Annotated in this window: 17 protein-coding genes; 8 read left to right on the plus strand and 9 right to left on the minus strand. The window is 62.2% G+C overall.

The features are described from left to right. Position 1 precedes the first annotated feature (1 nt). The 5 genes from accC to ACSBPU_RS03890 all read left to right on the plus strand — a co-directional run bounded on the left by accC (position 2) and on the right by ACSBPU_RS03890 (position 4957). On the plus strand, positions 2–1348 hold the full coding sequence (accC, locus tag ACSBPU_RS03870; protein ID WP_180065796.1) for an acetyl-CoA carboxylase biotin carboxylase subunit: 1347 nt from the start codon (positions 2–4) through the stop codon (positions 1346–1348). Positions 1349–1409: 61 nt separating this feature from the next. Further along, the gene (gene prmA / locus ACSBPU_RS03875; RefSeq protein WP_442598538.1) at positions 1410–2342 is read left to right on the plus strand and encodes a 50S ribosomal protein L11 methyltransferase; all 933 of its coding nucleotides are present in this window, start codon (positions 1410–1412) and stop codon (positions 2340–2342) included. 26 nt (positions 2343–2368) lie between these two features. Continuing rightward, complete coding sequence (locus ACSBPU_RS03880; protein WP_442595763.1) at positions 2369–3415, plus strand: zinc-ribbon and DUF3426 domain-containing protein; 1047 nt, start codon at positions 2369–2371, stop codon at positions 3413–3415. Positions 3416–3424: 9 nt separating this feature from the next. Next, entirely contained in the window at positions 3425–4366 is a 942-nt protein-coding gene (locus ACSBPU_RS03885; RefSeq protein WP_442595765.1) for a carbohydrate kinase family protein, read from the plus strand. 90 nt (positions 4367–4456) lie between these two features. Continuing rightward, on the plus strand, positions 4457–4957 hold the full coding sequence (locus ACSBPU_RS03890) for a glycine zipper 2TM domain-containing protein (RefSeq protein ID WP_442595767.1): 501 nt from the start codon (positions 4457–4459) through the stop codon (positions 4955–4957). A 145-nt stretch (positions 4958–5102) separates the two neighbouring features. Here ACSBPU_RS03890 and ACSBPU_RS03895 read toward each other — a convergent pair whose 3' ends face one another. From ACSBPU_RS03895 to ACSBPU_RS03915, 5 genes are all read right to left on the minus strand, one after another. Beyond that, positions 5103–5666, minus strand: a complete 564-nt coding sequence (locus tag ACSBPU_RS03895) for a YggT family protein (RefSeq protein WP_180065790.1) — start codon at positions 5664–5666, stop codon at positions 5103–5105. Between the two features lie 128 nt (positions 5667–5794). Then, positions 5795–6517, minus strand: a complete 723-nt coding sequence (locus ACSBPU_RS03900; RefSeq protein ID WP_442595769.1) for a histone H1-like DNA-binding protein — start codon at positions 6515–6517, stop codon at positions 5795–5797. A 156-nt stretch (positions 6518–6673) separates the two neighbouring features. Next, positions 6674–7825: a ribonucleotide-diphosphate reductase subunit beta gene (locus ACSBPU_RS03905; RefSeq protein WP_442595771.1), complete on the minus strand. Its 1152-nt coding sequence runs from the start codon at positions 7823–7825 to the stop codon at positions 6674–6676. Between the two features lie 23 nt (positions 7826–7848). Beyond that, entirely contained in the window at positions 7849–10761 is a 2913-nt protein-coding gene (locus tag ACSBPU_RS03910) for a ribonucleoside-diphosphate reductase subunit alpha (protein ID WP_442595773.1), read from the minus strand. Between the two features lie 293 nt (positions 10762–11054). Further along, the gene (locus ACSBPU_RS03915; protein WP_442595775.1) at positions 11055–14567 is read right to left on the minus strand and encodes an indolepyruvate ferredoxin oxidoreductase family protein; all 3513 of its coding nucleotides are present in this window, start codon (positions 14565–14567) and stop codon (positions 11055–11057) included. Between the two features lie 110 nt (positions 14568–14677). Between ACSBPU_RS03915 and ACSBPU_RS03920 the strand changes: the two genes are divergently transcribed. Continuing rightward, positions 14678–15130: an Lrp/AsnC ligand binding domain-containing protein gene (locus ACSBPU_RS03920; RefSeq protein ID WP_180065781.1), complete on the plus strand. Its 453-nt coding sequence runs from the start codon at positions 14678–14680 to the stop codon at positions 15128–15130. 98 nt (positions 15131–15228) lie between these two features. Here the strand turns inward: ACSBPU_RS03920 and ACSBPU_RS03925 are convergent, their stop codons facing one another. After that, positions 15229–15663 carry a CopD family copper resistance protein gene (locus tag ACSBPU_RS03925; protein ID WP_442595778.1) on the minus strand — a complete coding sequence of 145 codons (435 nt, stop codon included), beginning with the start codon at positions 15661–15663 and terminating at the stop codon, positions 15229–15231. Between the two features lie 162 nt (positions 15664–15825). On the opposite strand from ACSBPU_RS03925, the gene ACSBPU_RS03930 reads away from it, so the two are divergent. Beyond that, positions 15826–16317, plus strand: a complete 492-nt coding sequence (locus tag ACSBPU_RS03930) for a hypothetical protein (protein ID WP_442595780.1) — start codon at positions 15826–15828, stop codon at positions 16315–16317. On the opposite strand, the gene gltX is transcribed toward ACSBPU_RS03930, so the two are convergent. Then, positions 16314–17729 carry a glutamate--tRNA ligase gene (gene gltX / locus ACSBPU_RS03935; protein WP_442595782.1) on the minus strand — a complete coding sequence of 472 codons (1416 nt, stop codon included), beginning with the start codon at positions 17727–17729 and terminating at the stop codon, positions 16314–16316. The genes ACSBPU_RS03930 and gltX overlap by 4 nt on opposite strands. Before the next feature lie 104 nt (positions 17730–17833). On the opposite strand from gltX, the gene ACSBPU_RS03940 reads away from it, so the two are divergent. Beyond that, entirely contained in the window at positions 17834–20347 is a 2514-nt protein-coding gene (locus ACSBPU_RS03940; protein WP_442595784.1) for a GNAT family N-acetyltransferase, read from the plus strand. Positions 20348–20454: 107 nt separating this feature from the next. Here ACSBPU_RS03940 and ACSBPU_RS03945 read toward each other — a convergent pair whose 3' ends face one another. After that, positions 20455–21147, minus strand: coding sequence for an alpha/beta hydrolase (locus ACSBPU_RS03945; protein ID WP_442595786.1), 693 nt, complete (start codon positions 21145–21147; stop codon positions 20455–20457). Next, positions 21144–21692, minus strand: a complete 549-nt coding sequence (yjgA, locus tag ACSBPU_RS03950) for a ribosome biogenesis factor YjgA (RefSeq protein WP_442595788.1) — start codon at positions 21690–21692, stop codon at positions 21144–21146. The genes ACSBPU_RS03945 and yjgA overlap by 4 nt, the downstream gene beginning before the upstream one ends. Positions 21693–21706: the final 14 nt, after the last annotated feature.

Below are 21706 nucleotides of genomic sequence, written 5' to 3' on the forward strand. Positions count from 1 at the left end.
CATGTTTGAAAAGATCCTTATTGCCAATCGCGGCGAGATCGCCCTGCGCATACAGCGCGCCTGCCGCGAACTGGGCATCAAGACGGTGGTGGTGCACTCGGAAGCCGATCGGGACGCAAAGTACGTGCGTCTGGCCGACGAGTCCGTGTGCATCGGCCCAGCGCCGGCCCGCGACAGCTACCTGAACATGCCGGCCATCATTTCGGCGGCCGAGGTGACCGATGCCGAAGCCATCCATCCCGGATACGGTTTCCTGGCTGAGAACGCGGATTTTGCCGAGCGCGTCGAGAAAAGCGGCTTCGTGTTCATCGGCCCACGGCCGGAATCGATACGCATCATGGGCGACAAGGTCTGCGCCAAGCACGCCATGATCGAAGCCGGCGTGCCGGTGGTGCCGGGTTCGGAGGGCGCCTTGCCCGACGATCCCGAGGAAATCATCAAGATCGCGCGTCAGGTCGGCTATCCGGTGATCATCAAGGCCGCGGGCGGCGGCGGCGGTCGCGGCATGCGCGTGGTGTATACCGAAGCCGCGCTGCTGACCGCGGTGGCCACGACTCGCACCGAAGCGGGCGCCGCGTTCAACAATCCTGAAGTCTATATGGAGAAATTCCTCGAGAATCCTCGCCATATCGAGATCCAGGTGCTGGCCGACGGCGGGCGCAATGCGCTCTGGCTTGGCGAGCGCGACTGCTCCATGCAGCGACGCCACCAGAAAGTCATCGAAGAGGCGCCCGCGCCGGGCATCGCGCGCCGTCTCATCGAACGCATCGGCGACCGTTGCGCGGAAGCCTGCCGCAAGATCAACTACCGGGGTGCCGGCACGTTTGAATTCCTGTATGAAAACGGCGAGTTCTATTTCATCGAAATGAATACGCGCATTCAGGTCGAGCACACGGTCACCGAAATGATCACGGGCATCGACCTCGTGCAGCAGCAGATACTCATTGCCGCGGGCAAGAAGTTCACGCTGCGCCAGCGCGATATCGAATTCAAAGGCCATGCCATCGAATGCCGGATCAACGCCGAAGATCCCTTCAAGTTCACGCCCAGTCCCGGCCGCATTACCAACTGGCATACGCCGGGCGGTCCGGGGGTCCGGATGGATTCCCACGTATTCAGCGGCTATACGGTTCCACCCAACTACGATTCCATGATCGCCAAACTGATCACCTACGGCGAAACACGCGAGCAGGCTATCGCGCGGATGGATATCGCCTTGTCCGAAATGGTGGTCGAGGGCGTCCAGACGAATATTGCCTTGCACCGCGAACTCATGCAGGACGTGCGTTTCCGCGAGGGGGGCACCAGCATCCATTATCTGGAGCACAAGCTCTCTCAGCGACCCTGACGGTTCGAATTTGTTTTAAAAGAACAGGGGCGGAGCCCCTGTTCTGACTATGGAAGTCACTATGCGCGAACTCGTGCTCATTTGCCCCGAAGCACAAGCCGAAGCTCTGTCCGATGCATTGCTTGAAGCCGGTGTGCTTTCGGTATCGGTTGAAGATGCCGACGGCGACACCGCCGCCGAGCAGCCTTTGTTCGGCGAGCCCGGGCTGGAGCCCGCCGTGCAGGCATGGCACAGCAACCGCGTCGTGGCGCTCCTGCCGGACGGACTGGATCATGGGCAACTGCTGGAACAGGTCCGCGATGCCGGCGTGGCGGACTACAAGGACGAAGACTGCGTGCTGCGCGATGTCCCCGACGCGGACTGGGTACGCCTGACCCAACAGCAGTTCAGTCCCATACAGGTATCGGAGCGCATCTGGATCGTTCCAAGCTGGCATCGCGACAACCCCGACGTGCCTCGCGCCGCCATCGGCCCCGGCGCGGCGGACAACGGTTTGATCCATATCGAACTCGATCCGGGCCTCGCGTTCGGCACGGGCAGCCACCCCACCACGCATCTATGCCTGGAATGGCTGGCGGCGCACCTTCAACCCGGGTCCACGGTACTGGATTACGGCTGCGGTTCCGGCATATTGGCGATTGCGGCGGCCAAGCTTGGCGCCGGCCGGATTGCCGCCGTCGACATCGATGAGCAGGCGGTACAGTCTTCGAGCGATAACGCGGAAATCAACCGTGTCCGGATCGATGCCATGCTGCCGGACGCCCTGCCCGACGGAGGATTCCAGGTCGTCGTGGCCAATATTCTGTCCAATCCCCTCAAGGTCCTCGCGCCGATGCTGGCCAACCGCGTCGCGCCCGGCGGCGACCTGGTGCTGTCCGGCGTGCTGGAGCGGCAAGCCGAAGACGTCGCCCAGGCCTATGCGCCGTGGCTGGCAATGAGCGTTTGGCGCGCCCGTGACGGCTGGGTCTGCCTGCATGGCAAACGGGTAGCCTGAAGATGCAGGGTTAATGGTTTACGTCTATGGAACTGACCACCCGCTGCCCACAATGCGGCACCACATTTTCCGCGACTCTGCAGCAGCTGCAACTCCGCAAGGGTTTCATCCGCTGCATCAACTGCGCGCATATCTTTGACGGCTACGAAGCCGTCGTGGAGGCCGACAAGTCCTCCACGCCAGCGGAGCCGGAACCCATGGTGCCCGCCGCGCGGCCGCCCGTGGTGCCGCCGCTTATCATACCGGCGCGCAGCGCGAGTGAAGCGCCCGTGCGTCCAGCGCCTGCGGCCCGTCATGCGGACGACGTCGGCACAGGCCGATTCACGATCTCCGCGACGGCCGGCGCCCAGGTGCCTGACAGCCGGCAGGATCCGGTGTTCAAGATCGGCGCGTCCGGATCGGAGCATGGCGCGAAGGAGCCGAGCGTCGGCCCGGTGGTCGCCGCGCCGACCGCAACAGACACGCGCATCGGCGGCGGATCGATCTACATCGAACCCCGCCGCCGGGCACCGGCTTCGGCGCCAGGCCCTGAGCGCGACGAGTTTCTGGAGGGGCATGCCGCCGGCTCGTCATCATTGGCAAGGGTATTCTGGGGCGTGCTGATACTGTCCGGATTGCTGTTGCTGGCCGGACAGGCCTTGTACGTGTACCGCGCGCAGATCGCCAATCAGATTCCAGCTTTGCGGCCCATGCTGGAGCAGGCCTGCGTCTCGCTTGCATGCAAGGTGCCTTATTCGCGCCGCATCGATCAGATCAGTGTCACGAGTTCGGCCTTGCGCGCGACGCCGACGCCGCCGGGTGGTAGCGCGCCGGAAGGGGAAAGCCAGATGACGCTTCAGTTCACCTTGCGCAACGCTTACGACAAACCACAAGAATGGCCGACCATGGTGCTGGATCTCAAGGACTTCTCCGGTACGCTCGTCGTCAGGAAAAATCTTACGCCCACGGAATACCTGGCGCCTGATACCCTGAGCCGACCGTTTCCGGCATCCAGCGAACTGACTGTCAGTCTGCCGATCAAGCTGGACGGTCTGAAGGTCAATGGGTATCAGCTCGACAAATTCTTTCAATAAGGTCATGTAATGACGGATAAAGTATTGGTGTGCGGTTCCGTGGCGTTCGACACGATCGCCGTGTTCGAAGGCCATTTCAAGGACCATATCCTCGCCGACAGCGTTCAGTCGCTCAGCGTGTCTTTTTTTGTGCCCAGCATGCGCAAGGAGTACGGGGGATGCGCAGGCAACATCGCTTACAACCTGAGGCTGCTCGGCGGCAATCCGATACCGGTCGGAACCGTGGGCGCGGATGCGGCGGACTACATTCTTTACATGGAGCAATTGGGCATCGATACGAGCCGGATTCGTGTATTGGCCGACATGTATACCCCACAGTGCTTCATTACGACCGACCTGGACAACAACCAGATCGCGTCGTTCCATCCGGGCGCAATGATGCGTTCCGCCGAGAACGACCTGACCGGCCAGCAGGCATGCTGGGGTATCGTGGCGCCGGATGCCAAAGACGGCATGTTCGCGCATGCGCGCCGCTTGCATCAGCAGGGCATCCCCTTCATCTTCGATCTCGGCCAGGCAATGCCGCTGTTCTCGGGCGATGACATCAACGAGATGCTGAACCTGGCCGACATTCTGGCCGCAAATGATTACGAGGCCAGCGTCGTTGAACAGCGCACGGGACGCAGCATGGCCCAGATCGCCGGCGGCCTGCGCGCAGTCGTGATTACCCGCGGCGGCGAGGGCGCCACCTTGTATGCCGACGGTGCCCAGACACATATCGATGCCATCAAGGTGGACCAGGTCGTCGACCCCACGGGTTGCGGCGACGCCCATCGCGCGGGGCTGTTGTATGGGCTTACACAAAATTGGGATCTCGAGGACGCCTGCCGTTTGGCGAATGTAATGGGCGGCCTTAAAATTGCTTCCAGAGGCCCACAGAACCACCGCCCCACACGTGCCGATATCGGCTCGGTGCTGAACAAGCATTACGGCGTCAGCCTGCTGCTGTAGTCGGCCAACCCCAGGGGTCAGACCCCGCCTGGGGGTCTGACCCCCGTCCCGGAATCACCCGGTGGTTTCACGTTTTACCAGGAGCGCTACATGACAATGACTACTTTACCGAATCAAGGAAATCGCAAGGGACGCATGCTGGCCATTGCGGCCGTGCTGGGTTCGATGGCCATCCTGGCGGGCTGCGCCAACGACACGGCATCGTCTTCCGTCTATACCTATGGGCAGGCGCAGCGCGAACAGATCGTACGCACGGGTACCGTCGAAGCGGTACGCAATGTGACCATCCAGAAAGACAAGACCAGCGGCGCCGGCGTTGTGGCGGGCGGCGCGCTTGGCGGCGTGGCCGGCAGCGCCGTGGGCGGTGGTACCGGCCGTGTGCTGGCGTCCATCGGCGGCGGCATACTGGGCGCCATGGCCGGCAACGCCGTCGAGAACCAGATGGGCAAGGAAGCCGGTCTCGAGATCACGGTCAAGCTCGACAACGGCGAAACACGTGTCATCGCGCAGGCGGCCGATGTCGCCATACGCGCCGGCCAGCGCGTGCGCATCATCAGTGGCAACGGCCCCAGCCGCGTCGTTCCCATGTAATTGCGATGGGGTCAGACCCCGTACGGGGTCTGACCCCTGTTGATTTCGGGGTCTGATCCCGGCTGATCATTGCGCTTGCGGGGTCAGACCCCGCATGGGGTCTGACCCCACCAATAAAGAGGGGTCCGGGGTCTGACCCCATGAATCAAACCCCAAAAAGTGAAAACGCCATGCTTTGCAGGAACATCATCGCAACCTGGGCGATGATCAGCAGCACCAGCGGAGAAAGGTCCAGCCCCCCCAGGTTCGGCATGATGCGCCGGATGGGATCCAGCATGGGTGCGGTCAAGGTCTGAAGCAGCGGCATGATGGGCGCCATGGGGTTGACCCATGACAAGATCGCCTGAATGAGCGTCATCCAAAGAATCACATTGAACGCCCACTTGAGCATGGTGAGCAGCGCGGCGACCAGCGCGGGCGCGAGGCTTTGCAGCGAAGGCAGCGTGCCCATGAACAGCCACCAGGTCAGCAGCAGGAATACCAGCGCGGCAAGCCAGCAGGCCACCAGGCTGGGCCAGTCTATTTTATTGCCGGACGGAATCACCCTTCGCATGGGCTGGACCAGCCAGTTGGTGATGCGCAGCACGGCTTGCGCATAGGGATTGAAGGGATGCAGGCGTATGGCGAAAATCCAGGCGCGCAGCAATAGCGCGATACCGAATAGCGTGAAGATGATATTGACGATGAAGAGCAAGGCTTCGCTGAACATGTGATGCGCTTGGGGGTGATATCAGATGCGCCATTGTCGCATGTCGCAAGGGCGTATGAAAGACGGTGCTGAAACAGAACTGCCCGGCATTGCCGGGCAGTTCTGTCGAGGCGTTGGCGGATGGCCTGTTAAGGACGGCCGCCGGTGGGGAAGGGCCAGGACGCAGCGGGATTGACGCTGGTCTTTGCGGCTGGTGCCGCGCTGGTTTCCTTTGCTGCCTTGGCTGCGGCTTTTGCGCTTGGCTTCTTGGCCGCTGCCTTTTTAGGCGCCGCTGATTTGCTTACTGCCTTCTTTGCCGCGGGTGCTGCCTTCGTGGCGGCTGGGGCGGCTTTCTTGGCGGTGGCTTTCTTGGCGGGAGCGGCCTTCTTGGCTGCTGCTGTCTTGGCGGGCGCCGCCTTTTTGGCTACCGCTTTCTTGGCGGCAGGGGCTTTCTTGGCGGCCGCCTTCTTGACGGCGACTTTCTTTGCCGGGGCTTTTTTGGCGGGCGCTGCTTTCTTGGCTACAGCCTTCTTTGCAACGGTTTTCTTGGCGGCCGCTTTCTTGACTGCCGCCTTTTTGGCGGGCGCCGCCTTCTTGGCTACGGCTTTCTTGGCTACGGTCTTTTTGGCGGCTGCCTTTTTAGCGACGGCTTTTTTGGCGGGTGCCGCTTTCTTGGCTACGGCCTTCTTTGCTACGGCTTTCTTGGCGGGTGCTGCTGCTTTCTTTGCGGCAGTGGTGGACTTCTTGGCAGCGGTGGTCTTCTTTACTTCATCAACTTTCTTTACCGCAGTTTTCTTGGCGCTTGCTGCCTTCTTTGCCGGCGCGGCTTTCTTGGCGGCCGGTTTGCTTGCGGCCTTTTTGGCTGTTGCCATAGTATTGCTCCTTGAGATCGAGTCTAAGAGAACGTCCACCCATTTGATATAGCCCCCACGTTTAGTGTGCGACCCATCTCAAATGGCGCATGCGTGCAAAGCATTCATGCTCTGCACGCCTAGAGTCTAACGTAAGCTCTTACTCTCTTCCAAGCTTTATTCCCAGCTAAGTGCCCCTCCGGTCTGATATTCGATCACGCGTGTCTCAAAAAAGTTGCGTTCCTTCTTCAGATCGATCATCTCGGCCATCCAGGGGAAGGGATTTTCTTCTTGTCCAAAGAGCGGCTCGAGACCGATTTGCTGGCATCTCCGATTGGCGATGAAGCGCAGATAAGACTTGAACATCGAGGCGTTCAGGCCGAGTACGCCGCGCGGCATGGTGTCCTCAGCGTATGCATATTCAAGGTCTACGGCCTGTTTGAACAGATGGCGCAGCTCTTCGCGGAACTCGGCTGTCCATAGATGCGGGTTCTCGAGCTTGATGGTGTTGATGAGGTCGATGCCGAAATTGCAGTGCATCGATTCGTCGCGAAGTATGTACATGTACTGTTCGGCGGCACCCGTCATTTTGTTTTGCCGGCCCAGCGCAAGGATTTGCGTAAAACCAACATAGAAGAACAGGCCTTCCATCAGGCATGCGAAAACGATGAGCGATTTGAGCAGTGTCTGATCGGCTTCCGGCGTGCCGGTCTTGAAGTTCGGATCGGCGATGGCGTTGATGAAGGGGATCAGGAACTCATCTTTCGCGCGTATGGACGGCACTTCGTTGTACGCATTGAAGATCTCGGCTTCGTCGAGATCCAGGCTTTCGACGATGTATTGATAGGCATGCGTATGGATCGCTTCCTCGAATGCCTGCCGCAGCAGGAACTGGCGGCATTCGGGCGCCGTGATGTGGCGGTATGTGCCCAGCACGATGTTGTTGGCCGCCAGCGAGTCGGCGGTCACGAAGAAGCCGAGGTTGCGCTTGACGATGCGGCGCTCGTCTTCGGTCAGCCCGTTGGGATTCTTCCAAAGAGCGATGTCCCGCGACATGTTTATTTCCTGCGGCATCCAGTGGTTGGCGCAAGTGGCGAGGTATTTTTCCCAAGCCCATTTGTACTTGAAGGGCACCAGCTGGTTGACGTCGGTCTGTCCGTTGATGACGCGTTTGTCGGCGGCGCGTACCCGGCCGCCTGTGTCCGCTGCGGGGGCGGCCGCCTGCGGGGCCATGGCATTGTCGGATTGAATGCGAGCGCCTGGGTTGGCCGCCGGGGCGGCGGCGGGCTGTGCGTTCGGGGTGGTAGGGGTATCGTCCCAATTCAACATGATGTCTAGCTTCCTGTATTCAATTATTGGCAGGCTTCGCACTCTTCGAAGCCTTCGTCTCCGGGGCGCATGGTGCACACCGCGCCGACGACCTCGGGCTCGGGCAGGCTTGCCGGCGCCGCCGCTGCGGCGGACGAGGCGGGCGCGTGCGAGGCCACTGCGTTGAGTTCGCCGCCGCGGCCCGTGGATTTCTCGGCGTTGGTCGCGCCGATGGAGCGCAGGTAGTAGGTGGTCTTGAGACCCCGCACCCACGCCAGCTTATAGACGTCATCGAGTTTCTTGCCCGAAACGCCGGCCATGAAAATATTGAGCGACTGGGCCTGGTCTATCCATTTGGAGCGGCGCGCGGCGCATTCCACGACCCAGCTCGGGTCGATTTCGAACGCTGTCGCGTACAGGTTGCGCAGGTCCGCGGGGATGCGGTCGATGCGTGCCAGGCTGCCGTCAAAGTACTTGAGGTCGGCGACCATGACTTCGTCCCACAGCTTGCGATCCTTCAGATCGCGCACCAGGTAGTCGTTGACCACGGTGAATTCGCCCGATAGATTGGACTTCACGTACAGGTTGCGGTAGTTGGGTTCGATGCAAGGCGAAACCCCGATGATGTTCGAGATGGTGGCGGTCGGAGCAATGGCGATGCAATTGGAGTTGCGCATGCCATGCTGCTGGATGTGGGCGCGCAAGCCGTCCCAATCCAGGGTGCTGCTGTCGTCGACGTCCACATAGCCGCCGCGTTCCTCGGCGAGCAGCTTCAGGGTGTCTTGCGGAAGAATGCCGCGGTCCCACAGCGAGCCCTTGAACGTGGAATAGGCGCCGCGCTCGATGGCCAGCTTGCTGGATGCCCGATAGGCAAAATAGCAGACCGCCTCCATGGAGCGGTCGGAGAACTCGACCGCGTCCTGCGAAGCGAACGGTACGCGCATGAGCTGCAGGCAGTCCTGGAACCCCATCACACCCATGCCCACCGGACGGTGGCGCAGATTGGAATTGCGCGCTTTCGGCACGGCGTAGTAGTTGATGTCGATGACGTTGTCGAGCATGCGCATGGCGACGTCGATGGTGCGTTCCAGCTTGGCATGGTCGAGCACGTACTGGCCGCTGTCATCGCGGCGCATATGGGCCGCCAGATTGACCGAGCCCAGGTTGCAGACTGCGATTTCGGTGTCGCTGGTATTGAGCGTGATTTCAGTGCACAGGTTGGAGCTGTGCACGACGCCTACGTGCTGCTGCGGCGAGCGGATGTTGCAAGGATCCTTGAACGTGATCCAGGGGTGGCCGGTTTCGAACAGCATGGACAGCATCTTGCGCCACAGCGACATGGCGGGAATCTTCTTGAACAGGGGCAGCTCGCCGCGTTCGACCTTGGCCTCATAGCCCAAGTACGCTTCTTCGAAGGCGCGGCCGTACTTGTCATGCAAGTCGGGTGCATCGGAAGGGGAGAACAAGGTCCACTCGCCGTTCTCCATGACCCGCTTCATGAACAGGTCGGGAATCCAGTTGGCGGTGTTCATGTCGTGCGTGCGGCGGCGCTCGTCGCCGGTGTTCTTGCGCAGTTCCAGGAACTCTTCGATGTCCAGGTGCCAGGTTTCCAGGTAGGCGCATACGGCGCCCTTGCGCTTGCCGCCCTGGTTGACCGCCACGGCGGTGTCGTTCACCACCTTGAGGAAAGGCACCACGCCCTGGCTTTCGCCGTTCGTGCCCTTGATATGGCTGCGCAGCGCGCGCACGGGCGTCCAGTCATTGCCCAGGCCGCCGGCGTACTTCGCCAGCAGGGCGTTTTCCTTGATGGCGTCGTAGATGCCGGCGAGGTCGTCCGAGACGGTAGTGAGGTAGCAGGACGAAAGCTGCGAGTGCAGGGTGCCGGAGTTGAAAAGCGTTGGCGTCGAGCTCATGAAATCGAAAGACGACAGCGTTTCGTAGAATTCGATGGCGCGGGCTTCGCGATTGACTTCATTCAGGGCCAGCCCCATGGCGACGCGCATGAAGAACACCTGGGGCAGCTCGATGCGGCGCCCGCGCAGGTGCAGGAAATAGCGGTCGTACAGGGTTTGCAGGCCGAGATAGTTGAACTGCAGGTCGCGTTCCGCCTTGAGCGCGGCGGCCAGTTTTTCCAGATCGAACTGCTCGAGCTTGGGGTCCAGCAATTCGCCTTCGATACCGGTCTTGATGAAGCGCGGGAAGTATTCTGCGTAGCGTGTGGACATGTCCGATTGCGAGACTTCCTCTTGCAGCACCTCTTTGCGGATGGTGTGCAGCAGCAGGCGGGCGGTCACCTGGCTGTACGAAGGATCGGTCTCGACCATGGCGCGTGCCGACAGGATGGCGGACTTGAAGACCTCGTCGACCGGAATGCCGTCGTAGAGATTCTTGACCGTTTCCTTGAGGATGGCGTCCGTGTCGATGGCTTCCGGCAGATTCTGGCCGGCCTCTTCGATGGTGCCGCGCAGCTGGGCGAGGTCCAGGGGGCGGGACACGCCCTTGTCGGTGACGTTGATGCCGGCGGGCTCGGCCTGCGGCTGCGACTCGGCCTGGCGGGCGCGTTCCTGTGCCCGCTTCTCGCGGTAAAGCACGTAGGCGCGTGCGACGTCGTGTTCGCCGGAGCGCATCAGCGCCAGTTCGACCTGGTCCTGGATGTCTTCGATATGGAAGGTGCCGCCGCCCGGACGGTTGCGCACGAGTGCGTTCACCGCTTGCGCGGTCAGATCCTCGACGAGTTCGCGTATGCGGGCGGAGGCGGCTCCTTGGCCGCCCTTGACCGCCAGGAATGCCTTGGTCATGGCGATGGCGATCTTGCCGGGCTCGAATCCCGCCACGGCGCCGTTGCGCCGGATGATGTGGAAACTGCTCCATTGATTGCCGGCTTGCGCCGTGGTTTCGGCGGGAGCCCGGTAAGCAATCGCGTCGGGCGTGGTGTCGATGGTGGGTGTTGAATGCATGAAGGCTCCTGGGCAAAAATTCGCGCAATTGCGCCGCGCGATTGACAGCAGGTTTCGGGTGGTTTTACCGCAAACTACTGGAACTTCCGCGAAAATGTACGGTGGGTTGGATATTGTTTGACCACTATATATAGTGGTTCAGTGTGTTTTGAGCACTAATTGTAGTGTCGGTCTGCGCGGCGGGCAAGCGCAAATGGGGCTTGCTTTTTTTTGGTTCCTGGTTTCCGGAAAGCAAAAGAATCGGGCCCTGGCTCGTAAGTCCAAGGCCCGCAGGGGATTGCACTCGCCGGATGTCAGGCGGGCACGCGCGAAAAATAATTGTTAGTTTTCATGACAGGGCCGTTGAGCGCCGTCAGCAGTTCATCGAGCCTGTCCTGGTACGCCTGGACGTTGGCCTGCTTGATATGCCCAAAGCCGCGCACTTTCTGCGGCAGGTCGGCAAGTTCCAACGCAAGCGGGAAGGTGCGCTCATCGAGATGCTCGGTCATGACACGCAGCGCCGCCTGGAATTCGCGGATGAGCCGGCGTTCCATTTTGCGTTCTTCCGTGTATGAAAATGGATCGAGCCACGTGCCGCGCAGGGCTTTCCCGCGAGCCAGCAGGCGGAACAGCCGTTCGGTGCCTGGGCCGAAAGTCATCTTGCGGGGAATGCCGGTACGCGGATCGCGGCGTGCCAGCAAGGGCGGCGCCAAATGGAAGCGCAAACTGAAGTCGCCTTCGAATTTCTCCTGCAGCTCGCGCCGGAAATCTCCGTTGGTGAAGAGCCGCGCCACTTCGTATTCGTCTTTGTAAGCCATGAGCTTGTGCAGGGATTGCGCGACCTTGGCCGTGAGGCGCGGCCGGGCATTCGGGTGCAGCGCTTGCTCGGCGAGCCGGACCCGCTCGACGATTTCGGTGTACTGCCGGGCGTAGGACGCATTCTGATAGGCGGTCAATGAAACGCGGCACCGCTCGACGATGGTTTCCAGCGATTCGGGCGCATGCAGTGTGACGACTTGCTCGCGGCGCTGCGATTCAGGGCTCAAGGCTTCGGGGCGGGCGGCTGCCAGGCGGCCCATGCGGAACGCCTCCCGATTGGCCTGCACGGCCACGCCGTTGAGAACGAGTGCATGCATGATGGCTTCTTCGCTCAGCGGGATGTGGCCGCGCTGCCAGGCATGGCCAAGCATCATCATGTTGGCCAGGATGCTGTCTCCGAACTGCTGCTCCGCCAAGGCATGCGCATTCAGCGCCCAGGTATTGGCCGGGCCCGCCGCCGCCCGCAGCGTGTCGAGCAAGGGCTGGGCGTCGAGCCGTACGTCGGGGTCCCGGGTGAATTCGGCGGTCGGCGCCAGATAGCTGTTGACGCTGGTTGCGGTCTTGCCGGGTTTCAGCGCTTGCAATGCTTCGGGGCGGCTGGCGGCCACGACATCGCACAATATGGCGACGTCCGCCTGTTGCGGATCGATCCGCACCGCCGCGGGGGAGTGCGATCCGCTGGACAGGCGGATGTGGCTGATCACTGTTCCGCCTTTCTGGGCCAGACCCGTGATGTCCAGCACCGAGGCGGCCCGTCCTTCGAGGTGGGCGGCCATCGACAGGATCGCACCCACCGTGATGATGCCTGTGCCGCCTATGCCCACGGCCAGAATATTGCAGGTGTCGGCATAGTGCTGGATGGAAGGTCGAGGCAGCGCCGAAATCATCGCCTGCAGCCTTTCGCGATCATTGGCGCCGGCACCGGCAGCTTTGCGCGGCTTTCCGCCCATGACGGACACGAAGCTGGGACAGAAGCCTTCGACACAGCTGTAGTCCTTGTTGCAGCTGGATTGGTCGATGGCGCGCTTGCGGCCGAAAGGGGTTTCCCGCGGTACCAGCGAGAGGCAGTTCGATTGCGTGCCACAATCGCCGCAGCCTTCGCAGACCGCCGCGTTGATGTAAAGCCGGCGCGCTGGATCCGGATACGCATTCTTCTTGCGGCGCCGGCGTTTTTCCGCCGCGCAGGTCTGGTCGTGTATCAGCACGGTGACGCCTTGCGTGTCGCGCAATTCCCGCTGCAAGGCATCCAGTTCGCGGCGATGGTGCACGCTGGTTCCGGCGGCCAATGCCACGCCTTTGTACTTCTCGGGTTCGTCCGTCGTGATGACCACTCGCTTCACGCCTTCACCCATCATCTGCTGGCAAATGCTGGGCACCGATATCTTGCCGTCCACGGGCTGGCCGCCCGTCATTGCCACCGCGTCATTGAACAGGATCTTGTAGGTGATGTTCGCGCCTGCGGCGACGGCCTGGCGGATCGCGAGATAGCCAGAGTGGAAATAGGTGCCTTCGCCCATGTTCTGAAAGATGTGGGGCATGGTGGTGTATCGGGAAAGGCCGATCCAGTCCGTTCCCTCGCCACCCATCTGCGTCAGGCCGCTTGTTTCACGGTCCATCCAGGTCGCCATGTAGTGACAGCCGACGCCCGCCAGCGCCTGGCTGCCCTCGGGTACTTTGGTGGAGGTGTTGTGAGGGCAGCCGGAACAGAAATAGGGGCGGCGGGTAAGCTCGGACCCCGCGGTTGTGCGCGATACGCTGCGGATATCCGCTGCTGCGGCTCCGGTGGCGGGCAGGGTTTCCGGAAAGTCGAAGCCGGCGCTTTGGCGCAGCCAGCGGCGCAAGGCGCTTTCCAGCAGGGCGGGGCTAAGTTGCCCTTCGCGCGGGATCAATGCCTCGTTTTCCAGATCACGCTTGCCCACGACCTGGGGCCGGATGGTGGCGTTGAACAGCGTTTCCTTGATTTGCGCTTCCACGATGGAGGCTTTCTCTTCGATGACCAGAATGTGGTCGAGGCCCTTGGCGAAAGCCATGAAACCCGGGATGTCGATGGGCCAACTGAGTCCTATCTTGTAGTGGCGCATCGCCGGCAGCGTCCGCTCCGGCGCATGCGCCGACAGGCGCGCCAGCGCATCCTGCGTGTCCAGGAACGCCTTGCCGACGGTAATGATGCCGATGCGCGCCTCGGGTGCGGCATCCACGATGCGGTCCAGTGTGTGCAAGCGGGAGAAAGCCTTCACTGCCTCCAGCCGGCGCGCCATGCGTGTTTCTATGGCCGGTGTCAGGAATTCGCGGGCGCTGTATTCCAGGGCGCTGTCGGCGAAAGAGGTGCACTGCGTAAAGTCGGGTATGGGCTGCAGTTCAAATGCACGACCGCTTTCCACCGTTTCCGTCACCGCCTTGAAGGCGACCCAGGATCCGCTGTAGCGAGAAAGCGCCCAGCCCCAGCGGCCGAACAGCTCGTACTCCTCGATGGACGCCGGATGCACGATGGGAATGCTCCATGACAGAAGCGTGGTCTCGCTCGCATGGGGAATCGACGACGATGCCGCGGTATGATCGTCGCCGACCACCAGCAGCACGCCGCCGTGGCGCGAAGCGCCCGCCGCATTCCCGTGATGCAGGGCATCGCCCGCGCGGTCCACGCCCGGGCCCTTGCCATACCACATGGCGAACACGCCATCCACTTTCTTGTCTTCCCGGACGCCCGCCTGCTGCGTTCCCATGACGATGGTGGCGCCCAGGTCTTCGTTGATGGATGGGAGAAAGCTGACCTGGTGGCCTTCCAGCGCCCCGCGGGCGCGCCACATGGCCATGTCCACGCCCGCCAGCGGCGAGCCACGGTAGCCGGTGACGAAACCGGCGGTATTCAAGCCTTGCTGTTGATCAGCGCGCCGCTGCGACAGCAGCATGCGGATCAAGGCTTGGGTCCCCGTCAAGAAAATGCGGCCGGAGGTGGCGGTCAGGTTGTCGTCGAGGCGGTATTGGGTGTCGAGTTGTACGGCAGGCATAGTCATCTCCATTATTCATCCATGGTAGAGAAGAGCGCCGCTGTTTTTATTGCTTAGTTCTAGCGTAGAATCCCTAGTTATTGAAATAAACGTTTCGCCTGGTGGCCAAAATGGATGGAATAGACATAAAAATCCTGACTCAACTGCAACAAGACGGCCGCGCGTCCGCGCAGCAGCTGTCCGAGCGCGTGGGGCTGTCGGCCGCGCCGGTGTGGCGGCGTGTGAAGGCGCTGGAAGCGTCGGCGACGATTCAGGGGTATTACGCCAAGGTCGATCGGCATAAAGTGGGCCTGCAAAGCTGCATGTTCACGCAGATCAGCCTCGATCGCCATTCGGCCGACATCGTCCAGAATTTCGAGCGCTCGGTGCGCGACGCGCCTGAAATACTGGAGTGCTATGCGGTGACGGGGGATGCCGATTTCCTGCTGAAAATCCTGGTGCCGAGCGCGGAAGCCTATGACAGCTTCCTGCATCGCTTCCTGTTCAATCTGCCCGGCGTGCGCCAGACGCGCACCATCGTGGCTTTAAGAGAGATCAAGCACGACGTGCGCCTGCCTTTGTAGCGTGGCAAGGGGTCAAAGGGGGGTCAGACCCCGTACGGGGTCTGACCCTTTACGCGTGCAGCAGCAATGGGGTCAGACCCCATGCGGGGTCTGACCCCTCATGCGTACAGCATCGCCTTGGCCAATATGATGATGGCGATCATATGGCTGAACACGCTGATATGAATGAATTGCACACGGCGGGCGTTCAGCTTGCGGCGGGTGCCCCAGACCATGGCGGTGATGAAGTGCCCCAGCACGCTGAGCGCCAGCAGGATCTTCAGGCTGAGCATCAGCGCGAACGTCGAGTCAAAGGGATGCGCCAGGACCGTGCGATAGTGCCACGCCATGCTGATGCCCGCGCCATACAGCACCAGCAATACCCAGGGCATGATCCGCCGTGCTCGACTGCCGATCGCTCTTTCGACGCTTTTCATCGCGTCGGGTTGCACCTCTTTGCGTATGCCCTCGAGGATCAGGACTTCAAAGAACACCGTACCCACGAAGATGAAGGCGGCGAACAAGTGCAGGGTGATGAGAACGGAATAATCCATGTCGGCTCGTTTGTATGACGATGCGTAACAGGCGGCGCATCAAGCGCGGTTGCCAGTGGTGCTTCGGGTAGAATGATTTCACACTAATTTTATGCTGGTCGCGAAGCCAGGCGCTTCGTCACCATACGCGACTTGTGGTTTTGCAAGGAAGAATCGATGCCCATGCAGTTGTTGCGACATTACCGACCCATTGCCGTGGTGTGCGCCGCGGGCCTGCTGGCGGCGTGTGCCGCGCCCAGCCCTCCACCCGTGGAAACCAAACCCAAGGAGCCGCCATCCTGCGTTCCGGCCGCTGCCGGCGACCAAGTGACGGGCAACTGGCTGAGCGTGCGCAGCCAGCGGGGCGTTACGGGTGAACTGCGTACGCTCTTCACGCTGAACCCCGATGGCACCATGGCTTACACCGAACAACTCAAGCGGGGCAAGCATCCCTCGCAGGGCTTGTCAGAGGAGGGGTGCTGGAAACACGATCAACAGACCTTGACGCTCCGGACACTGACCTCGAACGGCAGCCCGGTGGAGTTCGAAGATCCCATCTATACCAATCGCTACACCATCGTGTCGGCCACCGACAAGACCCTGGACTTGCGCAGCAGCGATGGCGTAATGCTGAAGGCCCGGCGCATGTCGCCGGGCTACCGCCTGCCGTTCTAGTTCTGGTATGACGCCAGGCGCGCCATGACTGTGTCGCGCCCCAATATGGCCAGCACGGCGCCTATCGAAGGCGTCTGTTTCTGGCCAGTGATCACCAACCGCAAGGGGATGCCCAGCTTGGGCATCTTCACGCCGTGTTCCGCCAGGATGTCCTTGATGAGCGCGTCGAGCGCGCTGGTGGTCCAGTCGGCCAGCGCACCGGCCTTGTTGCTGAACTCGGCCAGCAGCGTCCTGGCCTGTTCATCGACATGCTGAGCCAGGAGCTCGGGGTCGGCGGGCTGGTAGGGACCGCAAAAGAGCAAGGCGCCTTCCGCCAATTGGTTCAGGGTTTCCGCGCGGTCCTTCAAAAGGTCCATGACCGCCGGCAAGTCGACCGCTGCGGGGTTGCCGCCCCGTTCGCGTATGCGCGGTGCGACCCGTTCGGCAAGATCGGCGCCGCTGTGCTGCTTGATGTAGTGCGCATTGACCCAGTTCAGCTTCTTGGGATCCCATTGCGCGGGCGATTTCGTCAGGTTGCGCGTGTCGAACCATTCCACCAGTTGATCGCGCGAGAAGAGCTCGTCGTTGCCGTGGCTCCAGCCCAGGCGTGCCAGATAGTTGATCATGGCTTCCGGCAGATAGCCTTGCTTGTCGTATTCCATGACGTTGACGGCGCCGTGCCGTTTCGACAGTTTTTCGCCGTCGGGTCCGAGGATCATGGGCACGTGGCCGTACTGCGGCAGCTCGGCGCCCAGGGCGCGCAGGATGTTGATCTGGCGGGGCGTGTTGTTGACATGATCGTCGCCGCGCAGCACATGGGTGATCTTCATGTCCCAGTCGTCGACGACCACACAGAAATTATAGGTGGGTGTACCGTCGGGGCGGGCAATGATCAGGTCATCGAGCTCGCCGTTGTCGAAACTGATGGGGCCCTTGATCATGTCGTTCCAGCTGGTGGCGCCTTCCAGCGGATTCTTGAAGCGCACGACGGGCTTGCGGCCGGCGGGAACGGCGGGCAGCGTCTTGCCCGGTTCGGGCCGCCATGTGCCGTCGTAACGGGGCTTCAGGCCCGCGGCGCGGGCCTTTTCGCGCATGGCTTCGATTTCGTCGGGGCTGCTGTAGCAGTAGTAGGCGGTGCCGTCATCGAGCATCTTCGCAATGACTTCGCGATAGCGGTCCATGCGTTGCATCTGGTAGAAAGGGCCTTCGTCCGGCTGCATGTCCAGCCATGCCATGCTGTCCAGAATCGCCTGCACCGCTTCGGGAGTCGAGCGCTCAAGGTCGGTGTCTTCGATACGCAGCACGAAGACCCCCTGATGATGGCGGGCGAAGGCCCACGAGAACAGGGCCGTGCGGGCGCCGCCCAGATGCAGATAGCCGGTGGGGGAAGGGGCGAAGCGGGTACGGACAGGCGTAGTATTGGACGTGGTCATGGCAAATGTGAGGCTTGGCAGCACGGGATAACCGGCATGCACAGGATGATCGCAATGCGCTATTTTAGAGTACCCATCAATCATTGCTGAAAACCGGATAAAGTATGCTGCGACACCGCCTGGCCGCTCTGTTCGAACCGCGCACGGTATTGATCGTCGCCGATCGCCCCTTGGCATTGGCGGAAGAACCGCCGCGCTGGCTGCGCAGTTCCTTGACCGTGGTCGACGCCTCGTCCGGGCCGGCGCTCGCCATGCCCGAGACCCTGTGCGGCATGGCTCCCGCGTCTCGGCTGGATCTCGCCTTGCTTTGCATCGATCCCGCGCGCCTGGACGAGGTCCTGCCGCAGTTGGAGCCGTACCGCCCGCGCAGCCTGGTCATCCTGCCGCACGAACAGCATTCCGATGCGCCGCAGCAGGACATCGACCGGTGCCGGGCCTGGGGCATTGCCCACGACTGCGCCGTGCTGGGCCCGCGTTCGTTCGGAATACAGCGTCCGCATCTGGGGCTGAACTTCAGCCATCAGCCGCATACGCCACTGGGCGGCCGGGTGGCGCTGGTGACGCAGTCGCGTTCCATTACCGCCGCAGTCCTCGACTGGGCGCGCGACATCCATCTTGGATTTTCGGCGGTGGTCTCCCTGGGCGACGAGGCGGGTGTGGACGTATCCGACGTACTGGACTACCTGTCCATGGACGCGCGCACCGACAGCATCGCCCTGTATCTTGAAGAACCCACTTCCTCGAGGCGATTCACCAGCGCCCTGCGTGCGGTCGCGAGCGTCAAGCCGGTCGTGGTGCTCAAGGTGGGCAACAACGCCGGTCCCGACTCCGCCGAGGACATCGTTTTCAATGCCTTGCTGCGCCGGGTCGGCGCGGTGCGCGTACGCTATTTCGTGCAGCTGTTTTCGGCGCTCAAGGTACTGGTCTACACGCGGCGACCCAGGGGGCGCAGGATCGCCTTGTTCTCCAATGGCAAAGGGGCGTCGCAGCTTGCGCTGGACGTCATGGGCGAGGCCGAGTCGGTGTCGCGCGCCGACCTCTCCCAGGCCAGCATCAAGGCCTTGTCCGATCTGCTGGAACCGGGATCGGATGCCCGGAACCCGGTCGTGACCTACTCCCGGCTGGATGCCGAAGTCGTCCAGAAAGTGGTCGGCATACTCACCGCCGATGCCGGCGTGGACGGCGTGCTGGTGTTGCTGTGTCCCGATCCCTTGTCGGACATCGAAGGCGCGGCGCGGCAGCTTGCCCACATGGCGCCGGAAGCGCGCAAGCCCATCATCACCTGCTTCCTGGGCGATGCCGGCATGCGGCCCTTGCGTCATATCCTCGACAGTGTCGGTACGCCGGCCTTCCGTACGCCTGAGTCGGCGGCCAACGCCTTCGGCATTCTTGGCGCCTACCACTACAACCAGATGCTGTCGCAGCAAATCCTGCCTCCCGAGCCGCTGGGCAAGCTGCCGCGGCTGGATGACGCCCGCCGTATCGTCGGAGCGGCCCAACGCGAACGACGGCGAGTCCTGACGCAGCAGGAATGCCAGCAACTCCTCGATTGCTTTCATATGCCCATGCGATACGCCCATGGGCACGTCATGGTGGACGATACGCCGGAGGACCCTTACGACGATCCGCTGCCCATGGCCATACGCGCTTCCCGCGACCACAAGTTCGGTCCCTACATCGTCTTCGGTTCGGGCGCGCAGGACGCTTTGCTTGCCATCGAGCAGCGGGCGGTCGAGTTACCACCCTTGAACAGCTATCTGGCGCGCAAGCTGGTCCAGCGCAGTTCCCTCTGGCACCGTGCGCTGTTGCGGCAGATCACGCCCGTCGCCTTCGACTGCCTCATCGAAACACTGGAGCGCGTTTCGCAAATGGTTTCCGAACTTCCGGGACTCGAAGCGATCGTGATCGATCCGCTGTATGCCAACGTCGACGGCCTGGTCGCGTCCTCGGTGCGCATGGAACTCAACAGCGCTTCCATGCTGGTGCTGCCCGAAACCACCGGTTATGGCCACATGGCCATCCATCCCTATCCCCGCCGCCTGGTGCAGGCCAAGATGTTCAAGGATGGGCAGCCCTGGTCGCTGCGGCCCATCCGGCCGGAAGACGCGGAACCCTTGCAGGCATTCATACGCGGGCTATCGGACAAATCCCGGTACATGCGTTTCGTTTCCATGTTGCGCGAACTGACGCCGCGCATGCTGGCGCGCTACACCCGGATCGACTACGACCGGGAGCTCGCCCTGGTCGCCACGGTGCAGGTGCCGAATCCCGAACACCGGGGCCATCCACGCGAGCAGATCATCGGGTTTGCGCACTACCTGCGCAATCCGGATGGGCGAGGGGCCGAGTACGCGCTCGTCATCGCCGACGACTGGCAGCGCCGAGGCCTTGGGGCGCAGTTGATGCGCGGCCTCATCGATGCGGCGCAAGAGCAGGGCCTGACCTATATCGACGGTCTCGTCCTCGCCGCCAACCGGCCCATGCTGAGCCTGATGACCTACCTGGGTTTCCAGAACGACCCCGACGAAGAGGACCCCACCATGCGGCGAGTATGGCTGGACCTGGGGGAAACCCGCCGGCCGCGGTTGACCTGGGGTCAGACCCCGTACGGGGTCTGACCCCATCCCTTTAAGAGCGCGGGGTCAGACCCAAAGGGTCTGACCCCTCAATCATCGCAGCCGGGGTCAGACCCAAAGGGTCGATCCCTCAATCATCGCAGCCGGGGTCAGACCCTTTGGGTCTGACCCCCCACCAGCACTTTGCGCAAAAAGGCGGCGATGTCGGCGATTTCCTCCTGGCATACGGAGTGGGGCATGGGGTAGGTCTTCCATTCGACCGGATAGCCCATGTCCTGCAGCGCCTGCCGCGAGGCCTGGGCGCGGTCTATGGTGACGACGGGATCCATGGTGCCATGGGCCAGGAAGATGGGGGTCTGCTGGTTGGCGGCGTGGCGCTCGGTCGAAATGACGCGGGCCAGCGGCAGATAGCCCGACAGCCCTATCATGCCTGCGAGTTTTTCTTCCAGGCGCAGCCCGGTCTGCAGCGTCATGGCGCAGCCTTGCGAGAATCCGGCCAGCACGATATTGGCGGTTGGAATGCCGCGCTCGTTTTCGCGGGCGATCAGGGCGCGCACCGCCTGTTCGGACGCGCGCAGCCCTTGATCGTCCTCGCGCGGGGTGGGCGCGGGCTGGTAGATGTCGTACCAGGCGCGCATGGACATGCCGTTGTTGATCGTGACCGGCCGCACGCTGGCATGCGGAAAGACGAAACGGACCGCCGGGTCCCGCGCCAGCCCGAGTTCGGGAACGATAGGGGCAAAGTCGTGTCCGTCCGCCCCCAGGCCGTGCAGCCAGATGATGGCATGGGTGGGATTGGGACCGGTTTCGAGTTCTATGCATTCAAGCAGCGTGGCGCTCATTCCTGCTCCGTGTTGTCGTTAAGGGCTTTCAGCGCCTGAAAAAGGGCGCGGTAGTGTTTGCGCTGCGGCATCTGGCCGGGCTGCAGCGCTTCGTTCGATCGGGCCTCTTTGCGGCCTTCCCGTATCAGGGTGCGCAGCCGCTGCACGTCGGCCCCGGGGTATTCGTCCAGCAGTTGCGTCAGGGCGGCGTCGTCGCGCAGCAGCAAGTCGCGCAAGGCTTCCAGCCTGTGCATGGCCTGCGTTTGCTCCCGCGAGCCGTTTTCCCATACGTCAAGTTGATGGCGAATCGCATCCGCATCGGCATCGCGCATGAGTTTTCCCACGTAGTGGACCTGGCGGCGCCGGCCCTCGCGGCTGGTGGTGCGCTGGGCAAGTCGTACGGCGTCGAGCAGCTTTTCCGACAAGGGCAGTTGCTTGAGCTGATCTAGCGACAGGTCCAACAGTTGCTTGCCCAGATCCTGCAGGGCCAGCATGTCGCGCTTGACCTGAGACTTGCTGGGCCGATCGTAGCCGTGGTCGGGGATGTCGGACGGATTATTTGGCATGGTGCTGAAAAAAT

The sequence above is a fragment of the Parapusillimonas sp. JC17 genome (genome assembly GCF_052180245.1).
Taxonomy (GTDB): domain Bacteria; phylum Pseudomonadota; class Gammaproteobacteria; order Burkholderiales; family Burkholderiaceae_B; genus Parapusillimonas.